Source organism: Pseudomonas sp. 9Ag (genome assembly GCF_902506445.1).
In the GTDB taxonomy this organism is placed as follows: domain Bacteria; phylum Pseudomonadota; class Gammaproteobacteria; order Pseudomonadales; family Pseudomonadaceae; genus Stutzerimonas; species Stutzerimonas stutzeri_AB.
In genome coordinates this window covers 1480056-1500323 of sequence record NZ_LR733836.1, presented here as the reverse complement: position 1 = coordinate 1500323, position 20268 = coordinate 1480056, and the positions used below count along the sequence as shown (strand labels likewise).

At 59.1% G+C, this 20268-nt stretch carries 20 protein-coding genes and 3 tRNA genes; 11 read left to right on the top strand and 12 right to left on the bottom strand.

What is annotated here, in order from left to right; genetic code table 11:
• The first annotated feature begins 23 nt into the window (after nt 1-23).
• The 6 genes from pgsA (at nt 24) to ALTERO38_RS06640 (ending at nt 1892) form a co-directional block, all read left to right on the top strand.
• The gene (gene pgsA, locus ALTERO38_RS06665; protein WP_159967738.1) at nt 24-581 is read left to right on the top strand and encodes a CDP-diacylglycerol--glycerol-3-phosphate 3-phosphatidyltransferase; all 558 of its coding nucleotides are present in this window, start codon (nt 24-26) and stop codon (nt 579-581) included.
• 70 nt (nt 582-651) lie between these two features.
• Nucleotides 652-727: transfer RNA gene (locus ALTERO38_RS06660), tRNA-Gly, on the top strand.
• 44 nt (nt 728-771) lie between these two features.
• Nucleotides 772-845: transfer RNA gene (locus ALTERO38_RS06655), tRNA-Cys, on the top strand.
• A 162-nt stretch (nt 846-1007) separates the two neighbouring features.
• The gene (locus ALTERO38_RS06650; protein ID WP_159967737.1) at nt 1008-1202 is read left to right on the top strand and encodes a PLD nuclease N-terminal domain-containing protein; all 195 of its coding nucleotides are present in this window, start codon (nt 1008-1010) and stop codon (nt 1200-1202) included.
• A 143-nt stretch (nt 1203-1345) separates the two neighbouring features.
• Nucleotides 1346-1432: transfer RNA gene (locus ALTERO38_RS06645), tRNA-Leu, on the top strand.
• Nucleotides 1433-1616: 184 nt separating this feature from the next.
• Nucleotides 1617-1892, top strand: a complete 276-nt coding sequence (locus ALTERO38_RS06640; protein ID WP_159967736.1) for a hypothetical protein — start codon at nt 1617-1619, stop codon at nt 1890-1892.
• A gap of 559 nt (nt 1893-2451) precedes the next feature.
• Here ALTERO38_RS06640 and ALTERO38_RS06635 read toward each other — a convergent pair.
• Nucleotides 2452-2697 (bottom strand): hypothetical protein, encoded by a 246-nt coding sequence (locus tag ALTERO38_RS06635; RefSeq protein WP_019339072.1) that lies wholly within the window; start codon nt 2695-2697, stop codon nt 2452-2454.
• Between the two features lie 169 nt (nt 2698-2866).
• On the opposite strand from ALTERO38_RS06635, the gene ALTERO38_RS06630 reads away from it, so the two are divergent.
• On the top strand, nt 2867-3619 hold the full coding sequence (locus ALTERO38_RS06630) for a FadR/GntR family transcriptional regulator (protein WP_159969648.1): 753 nt from the start codon (nt 2867-2869) through the stop codon (nt 3617-3619).
• A gap of 126 nt (nt 3620-3745) precedes the next feature.
• Here the strand turns inward: ALTERO38_RS06630 and ALTERO38_RS06625 are convergent, their stop codons facing one another.
• From ALTERO38_RS06625 to ALTERO38_RS06600, 6 genes are all read right to left on the bottom strand, one after another.
• The gene (locus tag ALTERO38_RS06625) at nt 3746-4654 is read right to left on the bottom strand and encodes a DMT family transporter (protein WP_159967735.1); all 909 of its coding nucleotides are present in this window, start codon (nt 4652-4654) and stop codon (nt 3746-3748) included.
• 155 nt (nt 4655-4809) lie between these two features.
• A complete protein-coding gene (locus ALTERO38_RS06620; protein ID WP_148924267.1) occupies nt 4810-6090 on the bottom strand; it encodes a TRAP transporter large permease in 1281 nt (426 codons plus the stop codon).
• Nucleotides 6091-6618 carry a TRAP transporter small permease gene (locus tag ALTERO38_RS06615; RefSeq protein ID WP_159967734.1) on the bottom strand — a complete coding sequence of 176 codons (528 nt, stop codon included), beginning with the start codon at nt 6616-6618 and terminating at the stop codon, nt 6091-6093.
• Nucleotides 6619-6684: 66 nt separating this feature from the next.
• On the bottom strand, nt 6685-7659 hold the full coding sequence (locus ALTERO38_RS06610) for a TRAP transporter substrate-binding protein (protein WP_148924265.1): 975 nt from the start codon (nt 7657-7659) through the stop codon (nt 6685-6687).
• Nucleotides 7660-7745: 86 nt separating this feature from the next.
• Nucleotides 7746-8645 (bottom strand): SMP-30/gluconolactonase/LRE family protein, encoded by a 900-nt coding sequence (locus ALTERO38_RS06605; RefSeq protein ID WP_159967733.1) that lies wholly within the window; start codon nt 8643-8645, stop codon nt 7746-7748.
• 35 nt (nt 8646-8680) lie between these two features.
• Entirely contained in the window at nt 8681-9505 is an 825-nt protein-coding gene (locus tag ALTERO38_RS06600) for an NAD(P)-dependent oxidoreductase (protein WP_159967732.1), read from the bottom strand.
• Nucleotides 9506-9874: 369 nt separating this feature from the next.
• On the opposite strand from ALTERO38_RS06600, the gene ALTERO38_RS06595 reads away from it, so the two are divergent.
• On the top strand, nt 9875-11029 hold the full coding sequence (locus ALTERO38_RS06595) for a mandelate racemase/muconate lactonizing enzyme family protein (protein WP_159967731.1): 1155 nt from the start codon (nt 9875-9877) through the stop codon (nt 11027-11029).
• Between the two features lie 81 nt (nt 11030-11110).
• Here ALTERO38_RS06595 and ALTERO38_RS06590 read toward each other — a convergent pair whose 3' ends face one another.
• The 5 genes from ALTERO38_RS06590 to ALTERO38_RS21760 form a co-directional block, all read right to left on the bottom strand.
• A complete protein-coding gene (locus ALTERO38_RS06590; protein ID WP_159967730.1) occupies nt 11111-12631 on the bottom strand; it encodes a tripartite tricarboxylate transporter permease in 1521 nt (506 codons plus the stop codon).
• 9 nt (nt 12632-12640) lie between these two features.
• A complete protein-coding gene (locus ALTERO38_RS06585; RefSeq protein WP_148924259.1) occupies nt 12641-13129 on the bottom strand; it encodes a tripartite tricarboxylate transporter TctB family protein in 489 nt (162 codons plus the stop codon).
• Nucleotides 13130-13197: 68 nt separating this feature from the next.
• Nucleotides 13198-14166, bottom strand: coding sequence for a tripartite tricarboxylate transporter substrate binding protein (locus ALTERO38_RS06580; protein ID WP_159967729.1), 969 nt, complete (start codon nt 14164-14166; stop codon nt 13198-13200).
• A 64-nt stretch (nt 14167-14230) separates the two neighbouring features.
• Nucleotides 14231-15625: an enolase C-terminal domain-like protein gene (locus ALTERO38_RS06575; protein WP_159967728.1), complete on the bottom strand. Its 1395-nt coding sequence runs from the start codon at nt 15623-15625 to the stop codon at nt 14231-14233.
• Entirely contained in the window at nt 15558-15737 is a 180-nt protein-coding gene (locus ALTERO38_RS21760) for a DALR domain-containing protein (protein ID WP_146030692.1), read from the bottom strand. Before ALTERO38_RS21760 ends, ALTERO38_RS06575 begins: the two co-directional genes overlap by 68 nt.
• Nucleotides 15738-16256: 519 nt before the next feature.
• Between ALTERO38_RS21760 and kdgD the strand changes: the two genes are divergently transcribed.
• The 3 genes from kdgD (at nt 16257) to gudD (ending at nt 20164) form a co-directional block, all read left to right on the top strand.
• Nucleotides 16257-17168, top strand: coding sequence for a 5-dehydro-4-deoxyglucarate dehydratase (gene kdgD, locus ALTERO38_RS06565; protein ID WP_102835225.1), 912 nt, complete (start codon nt 16257-16259; stop codon nt 17166-17168).
• An 89-nt stretch (nt 17169-17257) separates the two neighbouring features.
• Nucleotides 17258-18700, top strand: a complete 1443-nt coding sequence (locus tag ALTERO38_RS06560) for an aldehyde dehydrogenase family protein (RefSeq protein ID WP_159967727.1) — start codon at nt 17258-17260, stop codon at nt 18698-18700.
• A 120-nt stretch (nt 18701-18820) separates the two neighbouring features.
• Nucleotides 18821-20164, top strand: a complete 1344-nt coding sequence (gene gudD / locus ALTERO38_RS06555; protein ID WP_159967726.1) for a glucarate dehydratase — start codon at nt 18821-18823, stop codon at nt 20162-20164.
• The last annotated feature ends 104 nt before the right edge of the window (nt 20165-20268 follow it).

Genomic DNA, 20268 nt, shown 5'->3' with positions numbered 1-20268 from the left:
AAATCCGCGGACCAGTGGTATCGATGAACATCCCAAACATTCTCACCGTGCTACGCGTACTGCTGATACCGATCATCATCCTGTTGTTCTATCTGCCTTTCCAATGGAGCTATCTTGCGGCAAGCGCGGTATTCGCCATCGCGGCCATCACCGACTGGCTGGATGGATATCTGGCCCGCAAACTTCAGCAGAGCACACCCTTCGGCGCCTTCCTTGATCCAGTGGCGGACAAACTGATGGTGGCTGTGGCCCTGGTGCTGCTGGTTGAGGAGCATTCGAACCTCTGGTTGACCTTGCCGGCAGCGATCATTATTGGCAGGGAAATTGTGGTGTCAGCTTTGCGCGAATGGATGGCAGAGCTGGGCGCCCGGGCACAGGTGGCGGTGTCCAATCTGGGCAAGTGGAAAACAGCGGCACAAATGGTGGCGCTCATCATTTTGCTGGCTAACCCCCCGCTGACTACGGTCTGGGTTGGGCTGGGTTATGCGTTGCTGATCGTCGCTGCCGGGCTGACGTTGTGGTCAATGGCCAATTACCTGATGGCCGCCTGGCCCCATCTGAGCCCTACTGAAAAGAAATAAAAAACTTTTTTAATCAAGGGCTTGACGGGGCGTGCTGAAACTATAAAATGGCGCCCGTCACCAAGACGATGCGGGAATAGCTCAGTTGGTAGAGCACGACCTTGCCAAGGTCGGGGTCGCGAGTTCGAGTCTCGTTTCCCGCTCCAGTTTGTTGACGATGACGCCGCTGCATGCGGCGTTATCGTTTTGAGGCCGGTTGGCAGAGTGGTTATGCAGCGGATTGCAAATCCGTGTACGCCGGTTCGATTCCGACATCGGCCTCCAGTAATAAAAAAACCGCAAGCGAAAGCTTGCGGTTTTTTTATGCGCGCTCAATTTGTGATTCGTGACACTGCAGCTTGGCCTGGTCTGGTGAGCATCCTCTCCAGCCGGAACTGTAGCGCCTCGGACGGTGACTGAAACATAGAGTCTATTAAGGAGTCCTCTATGTCAGATGCGATGAGCTACCTTGCAATTGCGCTTGCTGGCGCCGTTATCGTGCTGGATCTATTGGTCATCATCAGCGTGTTCAAAAGCGATCGAAGCGTCGGTGCGAAAGCCCTATGGGCGCTGGGTATCGCCATTTTTCCGATTCTCGGGCTGGTGTTCTGGTTGATCGTCGGCATGCGCCGTCGTCATTGAATCGTTACGTCGTAAGCCTAACTTCGGGCTGTTCCATGGCAGCAAACTCGCTACAGACGCGCCGGCATCGCCGTTCGGGTTGCGCCTCGGCCAGAGCCCCGTTATAGTCCTGCGCCGCGATCAACGTCGCGCATCACCGTCCCGCCCGGATGGCGAAACTGGTAGACGCAAGGGACTTAAAATCCCTCATCCGAAAGGGTATGCGGGTTCGATTCCCGCTCCGGGCACCATCGGGACACACTGATACATCCGTATCTAAACCGGCCGCCGCAGCCGGTTTTATTGTTTATAGAGCAGCCCGCCTCTGCGCTATGGCTCATTGCATGTGACCAGTGGCACCCTATCGTCGTGAACGCAGCGCCGACACTCTCCTCTTATCCTGTAGTGCATTTGCTATGGCAGAGGAGATTAACGATGGCCAATGACCCTGACGGTCTCTCAAACCAGAATAACGATCCTTCGCACGCCGAGCGCGCGGGCAAAGAGGATGTGATCATTCCCGGTTCACCACCTCCGTTGGGATCCGAGCGAACGGATGTCAGTCCCGGTAGCGAAGCAGGCGTGGATGAGTTGCCGAACAATGACGGCAAGACTCCACGAGACAATGCCAAGCGAGGAGGGGAGATGAATAATGTCCCTGATGTCGACCCCGACAGTGCAGAACTGGATGACGCACCTAATCCCCGTTAGCAGTCGCGCAATTAAAAAGCCCCGCACGGGGCGGGGCTGCAGGCGTTTAGCCAGTCGTTCCGTTGTCCTTTAACTCGCACTCCTGCGAACGCTCCTTGTCGAGCCTCCCTGGCCCGCTGCGCGTCCTGCGCTACTTGTGATTAGAGTAGGCGAGACAGAGACGACGCGAAATCATCCAACTTCACCAGTGTGGGTCAGCCGAGGCTTACGCCGAGTAGGCGATCGACGCATCGGTGTATATATCGAGCGAGATACTTTGCCCATGATCAAAAGCGTTTATCGCGTCAGCCTTGCCGCAGGGGCGTTGCTGACGCTGGCTGGCTGCAGTGCGTTCGAGGGCGTGCCAGCCGCTCAACCAACAGACGAGTACGTATTGGCCTGCGAGAAAGTTGAGCAACCTGGATGTGAGACTCGTGCAGAGCAGCTCTGTCCAGAGGGTTACGACACCCTCAGCAGCGAAGAAGATTTTGCACGAAAGGAGTTGCGAGTCAGATGCACAGGTGAGGCAAACCCGCCCTAGTTGGGACGGCCGCAGGAGCGGGCCGTCCGCTTGGGACGATCAATCAGCGGAATCGAGTAACGCCTGGGCCTGCTCGAGAACCTGGAGCGATTGAGTGTGGTCGCCCGCTTTGTGCAACTGCTCTCCTTCCGCTCGGAGTTCTTTTACTTTTTCCAGCGTTGCCGGATCGCTTGGCGGATTGGTCTCGAGCTGCTTGTCGATCTTGGCCATGTCCATCGGGCAGTGCATAGCCCAAAGCGGCGTACTTACAACCGCGGCCGCGAGCAGTAACATGATTCGGCGCATGATGTCGGTCTCCTGACTGATGAGTGTCAGTGCAGTATAGGATTCACGCTGAACCCCGCCGTTTTTCGGACGCAAGGTAGGATCGAGCAATAGACGGTGGTCGGATAGTTATCGTACAACTACTGAGCTATGATACGGGTTACTTCGCTTCAACGAGATTGATGTGTCCATGGAAAATCAGATTGCTCAGCCGCGTGTTCGCCGTAAGCACCGCAGCCTCGCACAGGAGCTGGTGACCGAGCTGTCGCAGCAGATCCGCGACGGCGCTATCAAACGCGGCGACAAGCTGCCGACAGAGTCAGCGATCATGCAGGCTCAGGGGGTCAGTCGCACAGTAGTGCGTGAGGCGATCTCCAGGCTGCAAGCGTCCGGACTGGTCGAGACTCGCCATGGCATTGGCACTTTCGTGCTCGATACCCCGAGCACCACAGGTCTGCGCATCGATCCGGCTACTATCGGAACGCTACGCGACGTGTTGTCGATTCTGGAGCTGAGGATCAGCCTGGAAGTCGAATCCGCTGGACTAGCGGCACAGCGCCGGACTCCCGAACAATTGACAGCTATGCGGGAATTTCTGGATTCGCTCCAGCGAAGTGCGGCGCTTTCCAGTGAAGCCGCCGTGTCGGATTTCCAGTTCCATCTGCAAATCGCTGAAGCAACGGGCAACCGTTACTTCACGGACATCATGAATCACCTTGGCACGGCGATCATCCCGCGCAGTCGGCTGAATTCCGCACGCCTGGCACATGATGATCAGCCGCATTACCAGCAGCGCCTCGGTCGTGAACACGAGCAGATCTACGACGCCATTGCCCGCCAGGACGCTGAATCAGCCCGTGCTGCGATGCGCCTGCATCTCACCAACAGCCGCGAGCGTCTGCGCCAGGCCCATGAAGAGGCGGAGACGGACAAGGTCAGCTGATCGACTCTTCAGCCCCCACAACGCCAGTGGCCCATCCGGTCTCTATCGGGCCGCTGGCAATACTGCTTTGAAGTAAATTCCGATCCGTAGGCGCTGTTCGCGCCTACCCATCACCGGTTCGCCTGATCAGTGCTTGCGGTAAGCCAGCAGGACAATGCCTCCCACCACGATGAAGCCACCCAGTATTTGCAGTGGACCCAACATCTGGCCAAGTATCAGCCACCCAAGCAGCATTCCGGCAACCGGCTCCATATTCATGACCGGGGCGTTGCGAGCGATGTTCAGCCGCGGCATGCAGATGAACAGTGTGGAAAACGCCGCGCCATAGAGAAGCACCAGGCACCCCAGCGCGATCCAGCCGACGGTTGCGCTGGGCAGGCCTAGCCCTCCCGGGATCAGACCGCTGGCACCGAGCAGGGCCGAGGCGCTGAACACCAGAATCAGCGTTAGCATGCTCCGTACCGAGCCAGCCATGCTAGACAGCTTATGCTCGGTGACCCACAACGCCAGGGCAAACACCGCGGCGGCGGTCAGACTGAACAGAATGCCCGCCACCCATTGACCTTCAGGCGCCTCACTGCTGATCAGCCGCGTCGGAACATCGAGCACCAATACCAGGCCGATCAGAATCAGCCCCATGATCGCCAGCGCCTGACGGGTCGGTCTCGGGCCGCCAAGCGCCCAGCTCAGGAGCGCGAGCATGATGGGTGAAAGATTGACCACCAGCAGAGCCAGTGCGACAGGAATGCGCGCGACCGCCGAATAGATGCAGAAGCTCTGGATCGTGATCAACAGTCCCAGAAGAGTCTGCCAGCGCCACGTTGCAGCGCTCAAACGCAAGGACTCGCGCCGCCAGAGCACGAGCGCAGCGAGGGCCAGCAGCGTCACACCCGCGCGGCAGAGCATGGCCAGCAACAGGCCGGTGTCGTGATCGAAGGCAATGCGAGCAGCGATATGATTGGCGGCGAACGAGCAAGCCAGGGTGGCCAGAATCACTACAGCAATGTGACGCGGAAAGGGTGTGGCAGTTTGCATCGGTTCAATCCTGTCCTGAGCAGCTTCACTGGGTTCGGTTGCGGCCTGTGGTAAGCATGACAGCGGTTCGTCGTTTGGTTGCGTTAACGGCTTACTGGCTTACAAAGAGAAACGCCGCCCGGTGGGCGGCGTCCTCGTCCGTGCATGCACGGCTGTCAGAGCACCAGGTTGGGCAACCAGAGTGAGATTGCGGGGATGTAGGTTACTGCAAGCAACACCATGAACAGCGCGACGTAGAAAGGCAGCAGCGCCTTAACCGTATTCTCGATGGTGACCTTGCCGATCGCCGCGCCGACAAAGAGCACCGCGCCTACCGGTGGCGTGATCAGCCCGATGCCGAGGTTCACCAGCATGATCATGCCGAAGTGCACCGGATCGACACCAATGCCCATGATTACCGGCATCAGAATCGGCGTAAGGATCAGGATCAGCGGCGCCATGTCCATCAGCGTGCCGAGCACCAGCAACATCATGTTGATGCACATGAGGATCACGTAGCGATTGTCCGACAGAGTCAGGAACATCGTGGTGATCTTCGACGGGATCTGCATCAACGTCATGATGTAGCCGAAGCTCGCGGCGAAGGCGATCAGAATCATGACCACCGACAGGGTACGAACGGTGCGGTGCAGCAGCTTTGGCAGCTCGCGCCATTTGTAGTCACGATAGATGAACATGGTGACGAAGAAGGCCCACACCACGGCGATGGATGCCGATTCGGTCGCGGTAAACACACCGGACAGAATACCGCCGAGAATGATGACCATGGTCATCAGGCCCCACAGCGCTTCAACGCAGATCTTCAATGCCTGCTTGAGTGGGACGACCTCGCCCTTGGGGTAGTTGCGAACCCGAGCAAAGATCAGGCACATGGTCATCATCACCGCGCTGAGCAGCAGACCGGGGCCGATACCCGCGATGAACAGTGATGAGATCGAGACAGTGCCGCCAGCGGCCAGCGAATACAGCACCGAGTTATGGCTGGGTGGCGTCAGCAACGCCTGGACTGAGCCACTGACCGTAACGGCCGTGGAGAATTCGCGAGGGTAGCCCTTCTTCTCCATCTCCGGGATCAGCACCGAACCTACCGAAGCAGTGTCTGCCAATGATGATCCGGAGATTGCGCCGAAAAAGGTCGACGCCATGATGTTTACCAAGGACAGGCCGCCGCGCACGAAGCCGACCAGCACCGCGGCAAACGCCACCAGTCGGCGAGACATGCCACCCTCGGCCATGATCGCACCAGCCAACACAAAGAAGGGGATAGCGAGTAGCGAGAACTTGTTAACGCCCCCGGCGACCTGAATCATCACCGCATCGAACGGAATGTCGATCCACCAGGCGCCAATCAGCGCTGACATGCCCAGGGCGTATGCGACAGGCATGCGCAGGAGAAAAAGTACGGCAAAGCTGCCGAGTAGAATCAGCGCGTCCATTTACGCGGCCTCCTTGCTGTCTTCGACCAGCTCGTAGTTGACCGCACGCCGATGGCTCTGGTCGCCGAAGATAATGCGTTCGATGACAAACAGCAGCGTGATAGCGCCGCCGATTGGGATCGGGGAATAGGTGATACCCACACGAAGTGTCGGCAGCGTGCTCATGAACTGATTCCAGGTCGCAGCGCACAGCTTGACGCCCCAGATCGTCATGAACAGGCAGATGATGCCCATCAGAATTTGCACCAGCAGCTCGACGTGACGGTGCAGGAACTGGGGCAGGCGGTCGGTGAACATGGTCACCGCCATATGCGCACCGGCTCGATAGCTCGCCGCTGCACCGAGAAAGGTAAAGATCACCATCAGCAGGATGGCTACGGGTTCAGGCCAGCCGCCGCCAGAGCCCAGCACGTAGCGCGCGAATATCCCCCAGGGGATGATCATGGACATGACCACGATGGCCAGCCCCGCGACCCAAACACAGGTCATGTAGATCGCGTCGTTGACGCGCAGCAGCGTGTTTTTCATCAGACTTCACCACAGGCGCGGCGGCGAGCGAGGCCCGTCGCCGCGAGTTTTTTTGGAGAGAACGAATTACTGAACGGCTTCGATACGCTTGATCAGCTCGGCGTAAGGTGCGCCGTACTTCTCGCGAACCGGGGCGGTGGCATCGTAGAAGGGCTTCTTGTCAACTTCGATGAAGGTGACGCCTTCTTCCTTGAGCTTCGCTTCGCTGCTGGCGGTCTTTTCATCCCACAGCTTGCGCTCTTCCATCTGCGCTTCCTTGGCGTACTTCTTGACGATTTCCTGCTGCTCCGGGGTGAGCTTGTTCCAGGTGGTCTTGGAGATCACGATCGGCTCAGGAAGAATCAGGTGACCGGTCAGCGAGTAGTTTTTCGCAGCGCGGAAGTGGTTGTGCTCAAGCATGGTTGGCGGGTTGTTCTCGGCGCCATCGACCACACCGGTCTGCAGGGCACTGAAGATTTCACCGGTGTTCATCGCCACACCCTGAGCGCCCATGGCGTTCAGCGTATCGATGAACAATGGGTTACCCATGACACGGATTTTCATGCCCTTGAGATCTTCAAGGTTGCGCACCGGCTCCTTGGTGTAGAGGTTGCGAACGCCACCGTCCATCCACGCCAGGCCGACCATGTTGAAATCGGAGTTGGTGATCTTGTCGAGGATTTCCTGGCCGATCTCACCGTCGATCACTTTGCGCATGTGTTCGTGATCGCGAAACACGAAGGGCATGTTGAAGGCGTTCACGTCCGGTACGACCGGGCCGAGGGTGCCCAAGCTAACCCGGGTCATCTGCACCGCGCCGAGCTGGACCTGCTCAACAACTTCTTTTTCAGAGCCCAGTACACCTCCTGAGAACATGCGGAACTTGAGCTCACCGTCGGTGGCTTCTTCAATCTTCTTGCCCATGTTTTCCTGAGCCACAACAGTCGGGTAACCGGCGGGGTGGATCTCAGCAATCTTCAGCGTCATTTCCGCGTAGGCGGTGGTCGACAGGCAGAAGGCCAGGGGAAGTGCAGCGATGAGCAACTTGCGTTTGAAGTCCATGTGAATCTCCGTCTTGTTTTTGTTGGTATGCAGTGTTGCGCTTTAAGAGCTGAACGGTCGTCTCGCCCGTCCTTATCGGTGAATCGTTATCGGAAGCGCGATTCCTCCAGTCCGGCGACGCCGGGTTGCAAGGCGAATACGCCACCCGCCAATGGTTGATCGGACAGATCACCGCCTGGGCGAATGGATGTGACGAACAGGGTGTCCAGGCCGGAGCCACCAAAGGCGCACATGGCGGGCTTCTTCACCGGCACCTGGAGCGAGCGATCGAGGCGTCCATCCGGGGTGAAACGATGAACGAGGCCGGCATCGTTGCCGCAGATCCAGTAACAGCCATCGACATCCACCGCAGCGCCGTCAGGTCGGCCGGGGTGTTGGTTCATGTCGACGAACAGGCGGCGGTTGCTCGGCGTACCGCTGTCGATGTCGTAATCGAAGGCCCATATGCGCTGAACGCTGGGGTGGGAGTCGGACAGGTACATGGTGCGTCCGTCGGGGCTGAAACCCAGCCCGTTGGGTACGATGAAATCCTGCAGATGAGCCTTGAGCGACTCGCTGTCAGCCGAGCCGTCGAGTCGGTACAGCGCGCCGGCCGGAGTGCCCGCGGCCATATCCATGACCATGGTGCCGGCCCAGAAGCGGCCCTGGCGGTCGCAGCGCCCGTCGTTGAATCTCATGTTGCCTGCGCCATGCTGAACGCCAGCAAGCCGGGTAGTGCGGAGTGTGCCGTCGTTCTGCGGAACCACATCGAAGATGCCGTCTTCCATGCCGGCTACCCAACGGTTCGCGACACCTTCGCGGCGAGCGATACAGGCGATCATCTGGTCACCCATCCAGCGTGTCACGGAGGCATCCGAAGCATTCCAGCGCAGCAGCTGCTTGTTGGGTATGTCGACCCAATACAGCGCCTGTTCCGAAGCTACCCAGACCGGGCTTTCGCCCGTTGCGTTCTGTGCGTCGACTATCAGTTCTGCTGAGTTTGCCATGGCGATTCTCTTGTTGTTTTCGCGGCGTGGCGGAATCAGTCTTCGAATGGGCCTGCTTCGCAGAAGGCGCCACCCTGATAGATCAGAGCTGGATCATTAGGCGCGTAGGGCGGTTGCTGTTCGATCTTTTCGCGAAACACTTCCGAGGTATCCTGAGGCTCGAAGCCCAGGTGCGCAGCCATGTGGTTGTCCCACCACGCGTCACGATTCGCCGAGGCACCATAGACGACGGTGTGCTTCACGTTCGGGGTAAACAGTGACCGCTCGATCAGATTGGTCAGGTCGCGATAGCTGAGGTAGGTCGCCATCATTCGGCGGTTCAGCGGCTCGGGGAACGAAGAGCCGATGCGGATGCTGACGGTCTCGATGCCGTAGCGATCGTAATAGAAGCTTGCCATGTCCTCGCCGTAGGATTTGGACAGGCCGTAGTAGCTGTCAGGGCGGCGTGGAGCGCTGGCGTCGATGGTCTCGGTCTGCTTGTGAAAACCGATGACGTGATTGGAGCTAGCAAAAATCACACGCTTGATGCCGTGCTTGCGTGCCGCTTCGTAGATATGGAATACGCCGCGAATGTTGCCTTCGAGGATTTCCTCGAAAGGCCGCTCTACCGACACACCACCGAAATGCGCGATTGCATCGACACCTTCGCAAAGGGTGTGCACAGCGGCTTTGTCGGCAAGATTGCATTGCACGACTTCTTCATGTTCGCCGGCTGCGGGCTCCATGGGGGCGATATCGGAGAGACGGATGATCTTGGCATAAGGGCGAAGCGTTTCACGTAGCACCTTGCCCAGTCCTCCTGCAGCGCCAGTCAGCAGGAGGCGATTGAAGGGTGTGGGAGCGGTCGTCGTGTTTGTCATTGAGGTCTGCCCGTCGCTTATTATTTTTGGTGTCATCTGTTGTCGGATGACTTGCCTCGATTATTTCCGCCAGCCCGCGCTGTTGTCAACCTGCCTGCTCGAACTTGTTGATGCGATGAGAGCACCTGCCGAGCTGCCTCCTATCTATCGAAAAGGCCTCTCAATGCCGCGCAGTTTCTAGCTTTCAGTGGTTGCTGATTTACTCAGAACACAAAATTAGCGAGCAATCTGATGCAATCACATACCACTAAAGTCGAGTATCCGATCCGGGCACAGCTTGGCGATCAATCACGCGCTTGTGGTTACGAGTTGTATGATGACATTGCTGCGAGTCGCGCTGCGACTTGGCTAACCTGAACGAGGATAACAATGACAATTCAGGCCAATGGTGAACGGGCAGGGGACTGCATCTGCTGGATAAAACTCAGGCTGGTGACGCTCCCCCTGCGTACAGCCGTCAGCGACGCAAAGGTATTGACTGGACGACAGAAACCGCTCGAATCGGTCAGTCTGCTGTTTGCGGAAATTCAAACCAGTCAGGGTCACAGCGGGCTCGGTTTCACTTACAGCCTGCGCACGGGTGGCCCGGCACAATATGCCCATGCTCAGGAAATAGCGCCGCTGCTGCTCGGAGAAGACCCCAGCGACATTGCACGGCTCTGGAGCAAGTTGATATGGGCCAGCGCATCGGTTGGCCGCGGTGGGGTTGCGGCGCAGGCGATTGCGGCGATCGACACGGCGCTCTGGGATCTGAAAGCCCGCCGTGCCGCGCTGCCGCTATCCAAATTGCTTGGCGCGCACCGCAGCGCGGTTCCCTGTTACAACACCTCGGGTGGTTACCTGCAGGCCTCGATCGAGGAAGTGCTCGATAAAGCCACCCAATCACGAGAGGGCGGCATTGGTGGCATAAAGATGAAGGTCGGCCAACCGAGCCGGCGACTAGATCTGCAACGCGTGGAGGCCTTGCGCAAGCATCTCGGCGATGAAGTGCCGCTGATGGTAGACGTCAACCAGCAATGGGACCGCATCACTGCACTGCGTATGGGGCGCGAGCTGGAGCAGTACCATCTGGAGTGGATCGAGGAGCCGCTGGACGCGCACGACGTTGCCGGCCACGCCGCCCTGGCTGCACAACTGGATACGCCAATCGGCACCGGCGAAATGCTCACCAGCGCCACCGAAGCTCTGGGTTATGTCGACACCGGCGCTGTGGACGTGATCATGCACGACGCCCCTCGCTTGGGAGGCATCACGCCGTTTCTCAAGGTGGCACATGCGGCCGAGCAGCGCGGCATGATCATGGCGCCACACTTCGTAATGGAGATTCACCTGCATCTGGCAGCAGCCTACGAGCATCAGACGTGGGTCGAGCACTTCGAATGGCTGGAACCAGCCTTCAACGAACGCCTCGAGATACGCGACGGGCAGATGATCGTCCCGGACCGCCCAGGCTTGGGGCTGAGCCTGAGCGACCAGATTGCAGGCTGGACGCAAGCCCAAGTGGAGTTCGGCAAGCGCGCCTGAACGAAAGACCGCGCCCTAGGGCGCGGTCTCGATCCTCTGTTACAGCTCCCAGCCTGTCAGCGCAGGCTGGGCGCGCCTGACTCAGGATTCCTGCAGCCTGCTTGCAGTGCCTTTGCGACTACGCAGCGCGCTGAACAGGTGCCAGGCCACCGAAGCCAGCGCCAGGAACAGGAACACCGCAGAGATGGGATTGGTGAGAAAGCCCATGAAGCTCCCGTCTGACAACATCAAGCCACGCCGCAGATTCGTTTCAGCCATGGGGCCGAGGATGAAGCCGATGATGAACGGCGCCGCGGGCATGCCAGCCTTGACGAAGCCGTAGCCGATCAGGCCGAACAACAGAATGGTCCAGACATCGAACACCCGACTGCTCAGACCGAACGCACCCACGACGCACAGCACTAGAATGATCGGCAGCAAAATATGCTTGGGCACGGCCAGCAACTTGATGAAGATGCGCAGTCCATAGAATTCCAGAACCAGCATCATCACCGAGGCGAGGATCAGCGCCGCAAAAATGGTGTACACCAACGCGCCCTGGCTGATGAACAGCAGCGGACCAGGCTGGATGCCGTGGATCATGAAGCCGCCAAGGAGAATCGCGGTCACGGTGTCGCCAGGAATGCCGAGGGTCATCAGAGGGATCATGGCGCTGCCGATGCCTGCGTTGTTGGCGGTTTCGCTGGCCACTACGCCGTCTACGGCACCCTTGCCGAATTGCTCGGGATGCTTGGAGCGCTTCTTGGCGATGATGTAGGACACGATGTTCGACGTGCCGGCACCGATGCCTGGGAGGATGCCAATTCCGATACCGATCAGCGCAGAGCGAAACGCGTTGGGGATCTGCCCAAAGAACTCCTTGAGCGAGAAACCAAAACCTTTCACGCCTTTCATGCTGACCGAGGCGATCTTGCTTTTGTGTGCCGCTCTGCCGGTCTCGGCGATCTTGATCACTTCCGCCACGGCAAACATGCCGATCATCACCGTCAACATCGCAAATCCACCGTTGAGGTTCGGCGAATCGAATGTGAAGCGGCGGATGGCGTCCACCGGGGCGATACCCACGGTCGAAAACGCAAATCCAAGCGTGCCGGCATAGATGCCTTTGAGCAGCGAGCCGGTGGACAGCGTGGCGATCAGCGTCAGCGAAAAGATCGCGATGGAGAAGTATTCATGAGGTCCGAAGCGCAAGGCGATCTTGGCCAGCGAGGGCGCAATGGACATCAGTGCGACGATGCTGAAGATGGTGCCGAGGAAGGAGAACACCACACCGACGCCCAGTGCCTTCAACCCTTCGCCTTTTTCCATCATCGGGCCACCGTCGAAGGTCGTGGCGATGGAGGCGGGCGTGCCTGGAATCTTCAGCAGAATGGCTGAGATCAGGCCACCAGATGTCGCACCGATAAACAGGGCCACCAATAGCGACAGCCCTGCAGCTGGGCCCATGGTGTAGGTCAATGGCAAGCACAGGGCGATTGCCATCGTGGCCGACAGCCCCGGAACTGCACCGAAGACGATGCCGACGGCAACACCCAGGGTGATCAGAATAAAGATGTAGGGCGAGAAAACCGCGCCAAAGCCGGCCTGCAGTAATTCGAACATGGCCGCCTCCTAGATTTTCAGAAAGCCGGTCGGGAGCATCAGATCGAAGCCCTGCCGGAAGGTGAAGAAGATCAAGGCGGAGGTGATGACCGCGATGACGATGTAGGTGATGTGGTTAATCTTCTGCTCGCGCGGCGTGATGACGATGAACTGCGCATACAGATAGAGCACGGTCATGATCGGGAAGCCGACCTTTTGCAGCAGGGCGACATAAACCGCGATCAGCCCCAGCGTTTTGAACACCGTTGGGTAGTCCGGCGGCGTTGCAGCCGACGGGTCGGCGTCCGCATCCGGATCAACAGGGGGCTGGGTGGCCTTGGTCGCCGTCAGCAGCTGAAGCACGCCCAGTAGACAAAGCCCAACGGATAGCACGTAGGGCACGGTCGAAGCGTCGATGAAACCTTTGCGCGGAAGGTTGATGGTCAGGAACAGGTAGAACAGGCCGGCGCCCAGCATCAGGGCTCCGACCAGTAACTCCTTTCTCTTGTAGGTATCCATGGGAGAGCTCTCGATTCAGAGGAAAGGCTGCCGGGCGCAGTGACGGCGCCCGGCATCATGCCGCGGGCTTACTTGCTCTGGCGCAGTTCGTCTTTGTACTTCATGAAGTCTTCGCGGGTGTTCGTCAGGCGGTCAATCGACGAGTTGGTATCGAAATAGCTGACCGGCTGCTTGAAGGTCTTGCGCAGCTCTTCCTCGTATTCAGGCATCTCGGTGATCTGCTTCACGATGCCTGACATCTTCTCGATGATCGCCGGATCGGTACCGTCCGGGAACGCCACGATGTAAGGCTTTTCCATGACGAAATCGACGCCTTGCTCCTTGAAGGTCGGTACGTCGCCGAGCAGTGGGTTGCGCTCGGCGTTGGGCTGACCCAGGGCAACCATCTCACCACTCGTGACGTAGTCCTGTACCGAACCGTAGCTGATGGCAGCGAGGTCGATACGGTCGCCCAGCAGAGCGACAACTTTCTCGGATACCGTGCCAGCATCGACCATCTTCAACTTGGTATCAGTCAAACCTTCGAACATCAAACCCTGCAGATGGGAATAGCTGCCCATCTCGGTACCGTAGGTGACGCTGCTCGGCTCAGCCTTGGATTTGGAGATCAGATCTTCCAGCGATTTCAGACCCGAGCTCTTCGAGGCAACGAAGACGGTGCCCTTGTCCACACCGGCGATACAGCAGATGTCGAAGGCGTGCAGGCTGTCTTCGGTCAGGCCAGCGACTTCGTTGACGATCATTTGCCCGGTATGGGTGAAGAGAATGGTGTTGCCGTCCGGGTCGGCCTGTTTTACCTGCTCGGCCGCCAGGGTGCCGCCACCGCCGGCAACGTTGGTGATGACCATCGCTTCACCGGTAATTTTGGTGAAGTACTTGGCCATGGTACGGGCATTGAAGTCGGTATCTCCGCCAGCGTTGGCGATGACGACAACCTGTACCGGGCGAGTGGGCCACTCGGTTTCAGCAGCGAATGCGCCGCTTACGGCAGTGGCTAGAAGGGCGGAAACAAGGGAGGCGCTGATTGCTTTTTTCATTGTATGTCTCTCCGGTGGTTGGGGTTGCGGCGCTTGATATCTCTTTTCTAGTGCTTATCTTCTTTTATGGGCGACCCACGCTGGGTTGCTTGGGGTCGTATTTCCATCCAGGGATCAGGTATTGCATCGCCATGGCGTCGTCACGCGCGCCTGTGGCGACCTGGTTGTATAGCTCGTGCGCAGCCATGATCCGATCCATGTCCGGCTCAACGCCCAGGCCCGGTTTGTCTGGAACCTGAACCGCACCGCCGACGATCTGTAGCGGCTCGCGGGTCAACCGCTCCTGGCCTTCCTGCCAGATCCAGTGGGTGTCGATCGCAGTGACGTTGCCCGGTGCTGCGGCGGCGGCGTGGGTGAACATCGCCAGCGACACGTCGAAGTGATTGTTCGAATGCGAACCCCAGGTCAGGCCGAACTGCTCGCACATCTGCGCGAGGCGCACCGAACCCTGCATGGTCCAGAAGTGCGGATCGGCCAGCGGGATGTCGACCGATTCGAGACGCAACGAATGGCCCATCTGCCGCCAGTCGGTTGCAACCATGTTGGTGGCGGTAGGAATGCCGGTTGCGCGCTTGAACTCGGCCATGATCTCCCGACCGGAGTAACCGTTTTCCGGCCCGCATGGATCTTCTGCGTAGGAAAGGATATGTCCCTGGCCTTTGCACAGTTGGATGGCTTCGGCGAGTGACCAGGCCCCATTGGGATCAAGCGTCACGCGGGCGTCAGGGAAGCGCGACTTGATGCCGGCAATCGCCTGCATCTCTTCGCTTCCACGCATTACACCGCCCTTTAGCTTGAAATCCTTGAAACCGTAGCGCGCCGTAGCGGCCTCGGCCAGTCGGACAATGGAGGCCGGGGTCACCGCCTCCTGATGACGGATGTGATACCAGTCATCAGCCGGACCGGTGCCGGTCAGATACGGCAGGTCGGTACGGGTGCGGTCGCCTATATAGAAGAGGTAAGCGAGCATCGGCACGCTGTTGCGCTGCTGGCCACTGCCAAGGAGTTCTGCAACTGGCACGTCGAGATGCTGGCCAAGCAAATCGAGAAGGGCCGCTTCGACAGCGGTGATGACGTTGTCCAAACGCAGATTGATCTCGTGCGGCTGCTTCAGAACCGCCGCTTCCGCTTCGGACGTGACCTCATGCTGCGTAGCTTGCGGACCCTTGGCCGAGCCGCCTGCAATGCTGCGGCGCAATGCGTTGAGGATTCCGTTATAGCGGCCGATGGGCTGGCCAATCACCAGGTCTTTGGATCGCTCCAAGGCTTGCCGAATGCCTTCGCCACCCGGCACTTCACCGATACCAGTGCGCCCGGCGCTGTCCTTGAGGATCACCAGATTGCGAGTGAAGTGGGGCGCGTGCGCCCCGCACAGGTTCAACAGCATGCTGTCATATCCCGCGACCGGGATGACTTGCATTTCCTTGACCACTGGCGTCGCGGTTCGTGTGTCTTGCATCTGCTGTCTTGCTCCTGATTATTTTTATGAGCTTAATAAGGTGGGCAATGCCTATTGCCGTGTTGAAGTCGCCAAAGGTCCATGCCCTCGACCTGGTCGAGCTGGCATAGATGTTTGGAAATCAACTAAAGACGAGGCCGTCCGAATATCCCGAGGTGCGGAGCGACAAGGGTCCGAACCGATGCTGCAACCAACGAAACCCACTGAGGTAGTGGTTCCAGCTAGCAGACTGGGCTGAGCAAGGAAGGGCAGGGCGCGCTCAAGACGAGAGATCGGAGGCTGATACATGGCTTTCAAGCTCTGGTTGTTCTAAATGTCATACGTTGTCGTATGACTTGTGGAGATTTTTATCAGTGCGGTTCGCCCTTGTCAAATCGGTGAAACAAACTAACGGGGCCTCGTATGACCCGACGGTCATTTTTTTGTTTCAAAGGCATAGATTGCTTTTGAATACTGCATCTATGCTTCACTTGTTCGCCTGTCCAGGGTGAGCGTCGCTACCTGAAGCTGCAGGGGCAGGCCGACGAAAATCTTCAACAAAGAGGTAGCGCAGCCACATGTTGTACGATAACGTATCTCCAAGGCTGAGGCCCTATATCATCTACTCTTTGTTTCACAGGATGCTCGAACAATGAACCCACAAGAACTGAAGGCCATCCTCTCTTCTGGTTTGCTGTCTTTTCCGGTCACCGACTTTGACCAGCAAGGCGACTTCAGCCGTGCCGGCTACATCAAGCGTCTGGAATGGCTGGCTCCTTACGGCGCAACGGCACTGTTCGCCGCGGGCGGCACGGGCGAGTTCTTCTCGCTGACCCCGCAGGAATATCCGGACATCATCAAGACCGCCGTCGATACCTGCGCCGGTCAGGTACCGATTCTTGCCGGTGTAGGCGGTCCAACCCGTCAGGCCATCGCGTACGCCCAGGAAGCTGAACGTCTTGGTGCAAAGGGCCTGCTGCTGCTGCCGCACTACCTGACCGAAGCCAGCCAGGAAGGTGTTGCACTGCACGTGGAAGAAGTGTGCAAGTCAGTGAACATCGGTGTCGTGGTCTATAACCGCAACGTATGCCGCTTGACCGCACCGCTGCTCGAGCAACTGGCCGAGCGCTGCCCGAACCTCATCGGTTACAAGGATGGCCTCGGTGATATCGAGCTGATGGTTTCCATCCGCCGTCGCCTGGGCGATCGCCTGACCTACCTTGGTGGTCTGCCGACCGCAGAAGTCTACGCCGCTGCCTACAAGGCCCTTGGCGTGCCGGTCTATTCATCGGCAGTCTTCAACTTCGTACCGAAGCTGGCCATGGACTTCTACGCCGCCATTGCGCGTGAAGATGACGAAACCGTCGGCAAGCTGATCGACGACTTCTTCCTGCCGTACCTCGACATCCGTAACCGTTGCAAGGGTTACGCAGTCAGCATTGTCAAAGCTGGCGCGAAGATCGCCGGGTATGACGCCGGTCCCGTCCGCGCACCACTGACCGACCTGCGCCCGGACGAGTACGAAGCACTTGCAGCGCTGATCGAGAAGCAGGGCGCTCAGTAAGAGCACGTCAGACCAATCACTCGCCCCAACCACTGCGGTGCCTTTATTGAGACAGGCACTGCGGCGGATCTCACGAAGGAGAGCGTTACGTGGCAGACGCAAAACGTTATGACAATTACATCGATGGCCAATGGGTAGCTGGCAAGAATTACCAGGCCAACATCAACCCGTCCGATCTGTCGGACGTTATCGGCGAATACGCCCAGGCGGACGCCTCGCAAGTCGAAGCGGCCATCGCCGCCGCACGCAAGGCTTTCCCTGCGTGGTCCACGTCCGGTATCCAGGCGCGTGCTGACGCCTTGGAAAAGGTCGGGCTGGAAATCCTTGCCCGCCGCGAAGAGCTGGGCAACCTGCTGGCCCGAGAAGAAGGCAAAACCCTTCCGGAAGCCATCGGTGAAGTCACCCGCGCCGGCAACATCTTCAAGTACTTCGCTGGCGAATGCCTGCGTCAGGCTGGCGAGACGCTGCAATCGGTTCGTCCGGGCGTCAGCGTTGAAGTCACTCGCGAGCCGCTGGGCGTGATCGGCCTGATCACCCCGTGGAACTTCCCGATTGCCATCCCGGCCTGGAAGATCGCTCCGGCACTGGCCTACGGCAACTGTGTTGTCATCAAGCCGGCTGATCTGGTTCCCGGCTGCGCCTGGGCCATCGCTGACATCATCTCGCGCTCCGGCTTCCCGGCCGGCGTGTTCAACCTGGTGATGGGCAAGGGCCGCGAAGTGGGCGAAGCCATCGTCAACGATAAGCGCGTCGATGGCGTCAGCTTTACCGGTTCGGTGGGCGTCGGTCGTGGCATTGCGGCGACCTGCGTGGGTCGTCAGGCCAAGGTTCAGCTGGAAATGGGCGGCAAGAACCCGCAAATCATTCTGGACGATGCCGACCTCAATACTGCCGTCGAACTGGCCGCGCAGAGCGCGTTCTATTCCACCGGCCAGCGCTGCACCGCCTCCAGCCGCATCATCGTCACCGAAGGCATCTACGACCGCTTTGTCGAAGCCATGATCGAGCGCATCAAGAAGATCAAAGTCGGTTCGGCACTGGAGCAGGGCGTTGACGTAGGCCCGGTGGTTTCCCAGGCCCAGCTGGACCAGGATCTGAAATACATCGAAATCGGCAAGCAAGAAGGCGCACGCCTGGCCTGTGGCGGCGAGCGCGTGAGCTGCGGCACCGAGGGCTATTACCTGGCGCCAACCCTGTTCGTCGACAGCACCGCCGACATGCGTATCAGCCGTGAAGAGATCTTCGGGCCGGTCGCCAACGTGGTGAAGGTGAAGGATTACGACGAAGCGCTGGCGATGGCCAACGACACAGAGTTCGGCCTGTCCGCGGGCATCTGCACCACGTCGTTGAAGTACGCCAATCACTTCAAGCGTCACTCCCAGGCCGGGATGGTGATGGTCAACCTGCCAACCGCTGGCGTCGACTACCACGTGCCGTTCGGCGGTCGCAAAGGCTCGTCCTATGGCCCGCGCGAGCAGGGCCGTTACGCCCAGGAGTTCTACACCACGGTGAAGACTACCTACATCGGCTGATCAGCTGAGCCGCCCAAAGGCGCAACCCGTACGAGTCACTCAATGACTCGGCGGGCCGCGCCAGCGGCAAATAGATTGCTACACCGCAATGTGGACCATAAGAACAAAAGAGAGACACATATGAACGATTCTGTGAATCAAGGTGCTCCGGTCATCACTGAGCTCAAGGTGGTCCCGGTCGCAGGACAAGACAGCATGCTGCTCAATCTGAGTGGCGCCCATGGTCCGTACTTCACCCGCAACATCCTCATTCTCAAGGACAGCGCCGGCAACACGGGTGTCGGCGAAGTCCCCGGTGGCGAGGCCATCCGCAAAACGCTGGACGATGCTCGCGCGATTCTGATCGGCCAGTCGGTCGGCAATTTCAACGGTCTGCTGAACCAGGCGCGCAAGGCATTCGCCGATCGCGACGTCGCGGGCCGGGGCTTGCAGACGTTCGACCTGCGTATCGCCATTCACGCCATCACCGCCATCGAGTCGGCACTGCTCGACCTGCTCGGCCAGCACCTCGGCGTGCCGGTTGCAGCACTGCTCGGTGACGGTCAGCAGCGCAACGAAGTCGAGATGCTCGGTTACCTCTTTTTCATTGCCGACCGCAACAAGACCGACCTTGGCTACCGCGACGAATCGTACGCCAGCGATAACTGGTTCCGCGTGCGCAACGAAGAAGCGCTGACCCCCGAGACCGTCGTGCGCCAGGCAGAAGCTGCCTACGAGCGGTACGGCTTCAAGGACTTCAAACTCAAGGGTGGCGTGCTGCCGGGCAGCGAAGAGGTCAAGGCGATCCGCGCACTGGCCGAGCGTTTCCCCGATGCCCGCATTACCCTAGACCCCAACGGCGCCTGGTCGCTGGCTGAAGCCATCGATCTGTGCAAGGACCTGCACGGTGTGCTGGCCTATGCCGAAGACCCCTGTGGTGCAGAAAACGGCTATTCCGGCCGTGAAGTCATGGCCGAATTCCGCCGTGCCACCGGCCTGCCGACCGCGACCAACATGATCGCCACCGACTGGCGGCAGATGGGTCATACCATTCAGCTGAACTCCGTGGACATCCCGCTGGCGGACCCGCATTTCTGGACCATGAGCGGCTCGGTGCGCGTCGCGCAGATGTGCCACGAATGGGGACTGACCTGGGGCTCGCATTCGAACAACCACTTCGACATCTCGTTGGCCATGTTCACCCACGTGGCGGCTGCCGCACCGGGCAAGATCACTGCGATCGATACCCACTGGATCTGGCAGGACAACCAGTACCTGACCCGCGAACCGCTGCGGATCGTAGGCGGCAAGGTGGCCGTCCCGGCGAAGGCGGGTCTGGGCGTGGAACTGGATGAAGATGCCTTACAGAAGGCCCATGAGCTGTATCTGGAAAAAGGCCTGGGCGCGCGGGACGATGCCGTTGCCATGCAGTACCTGATCCCGGAATGGACCTTCAACAACAAGAAGCCTTGTCTGGTGCGTTGAGACCGACGCGAGAAACCGCGCTAGAGCAAAGCAGACAGCCCAAGGGAAATGCGCGGCTGCGCAGGCGAGTAGGGTGGGCTTCAGCCCACCGCTTGCAGCCTGAA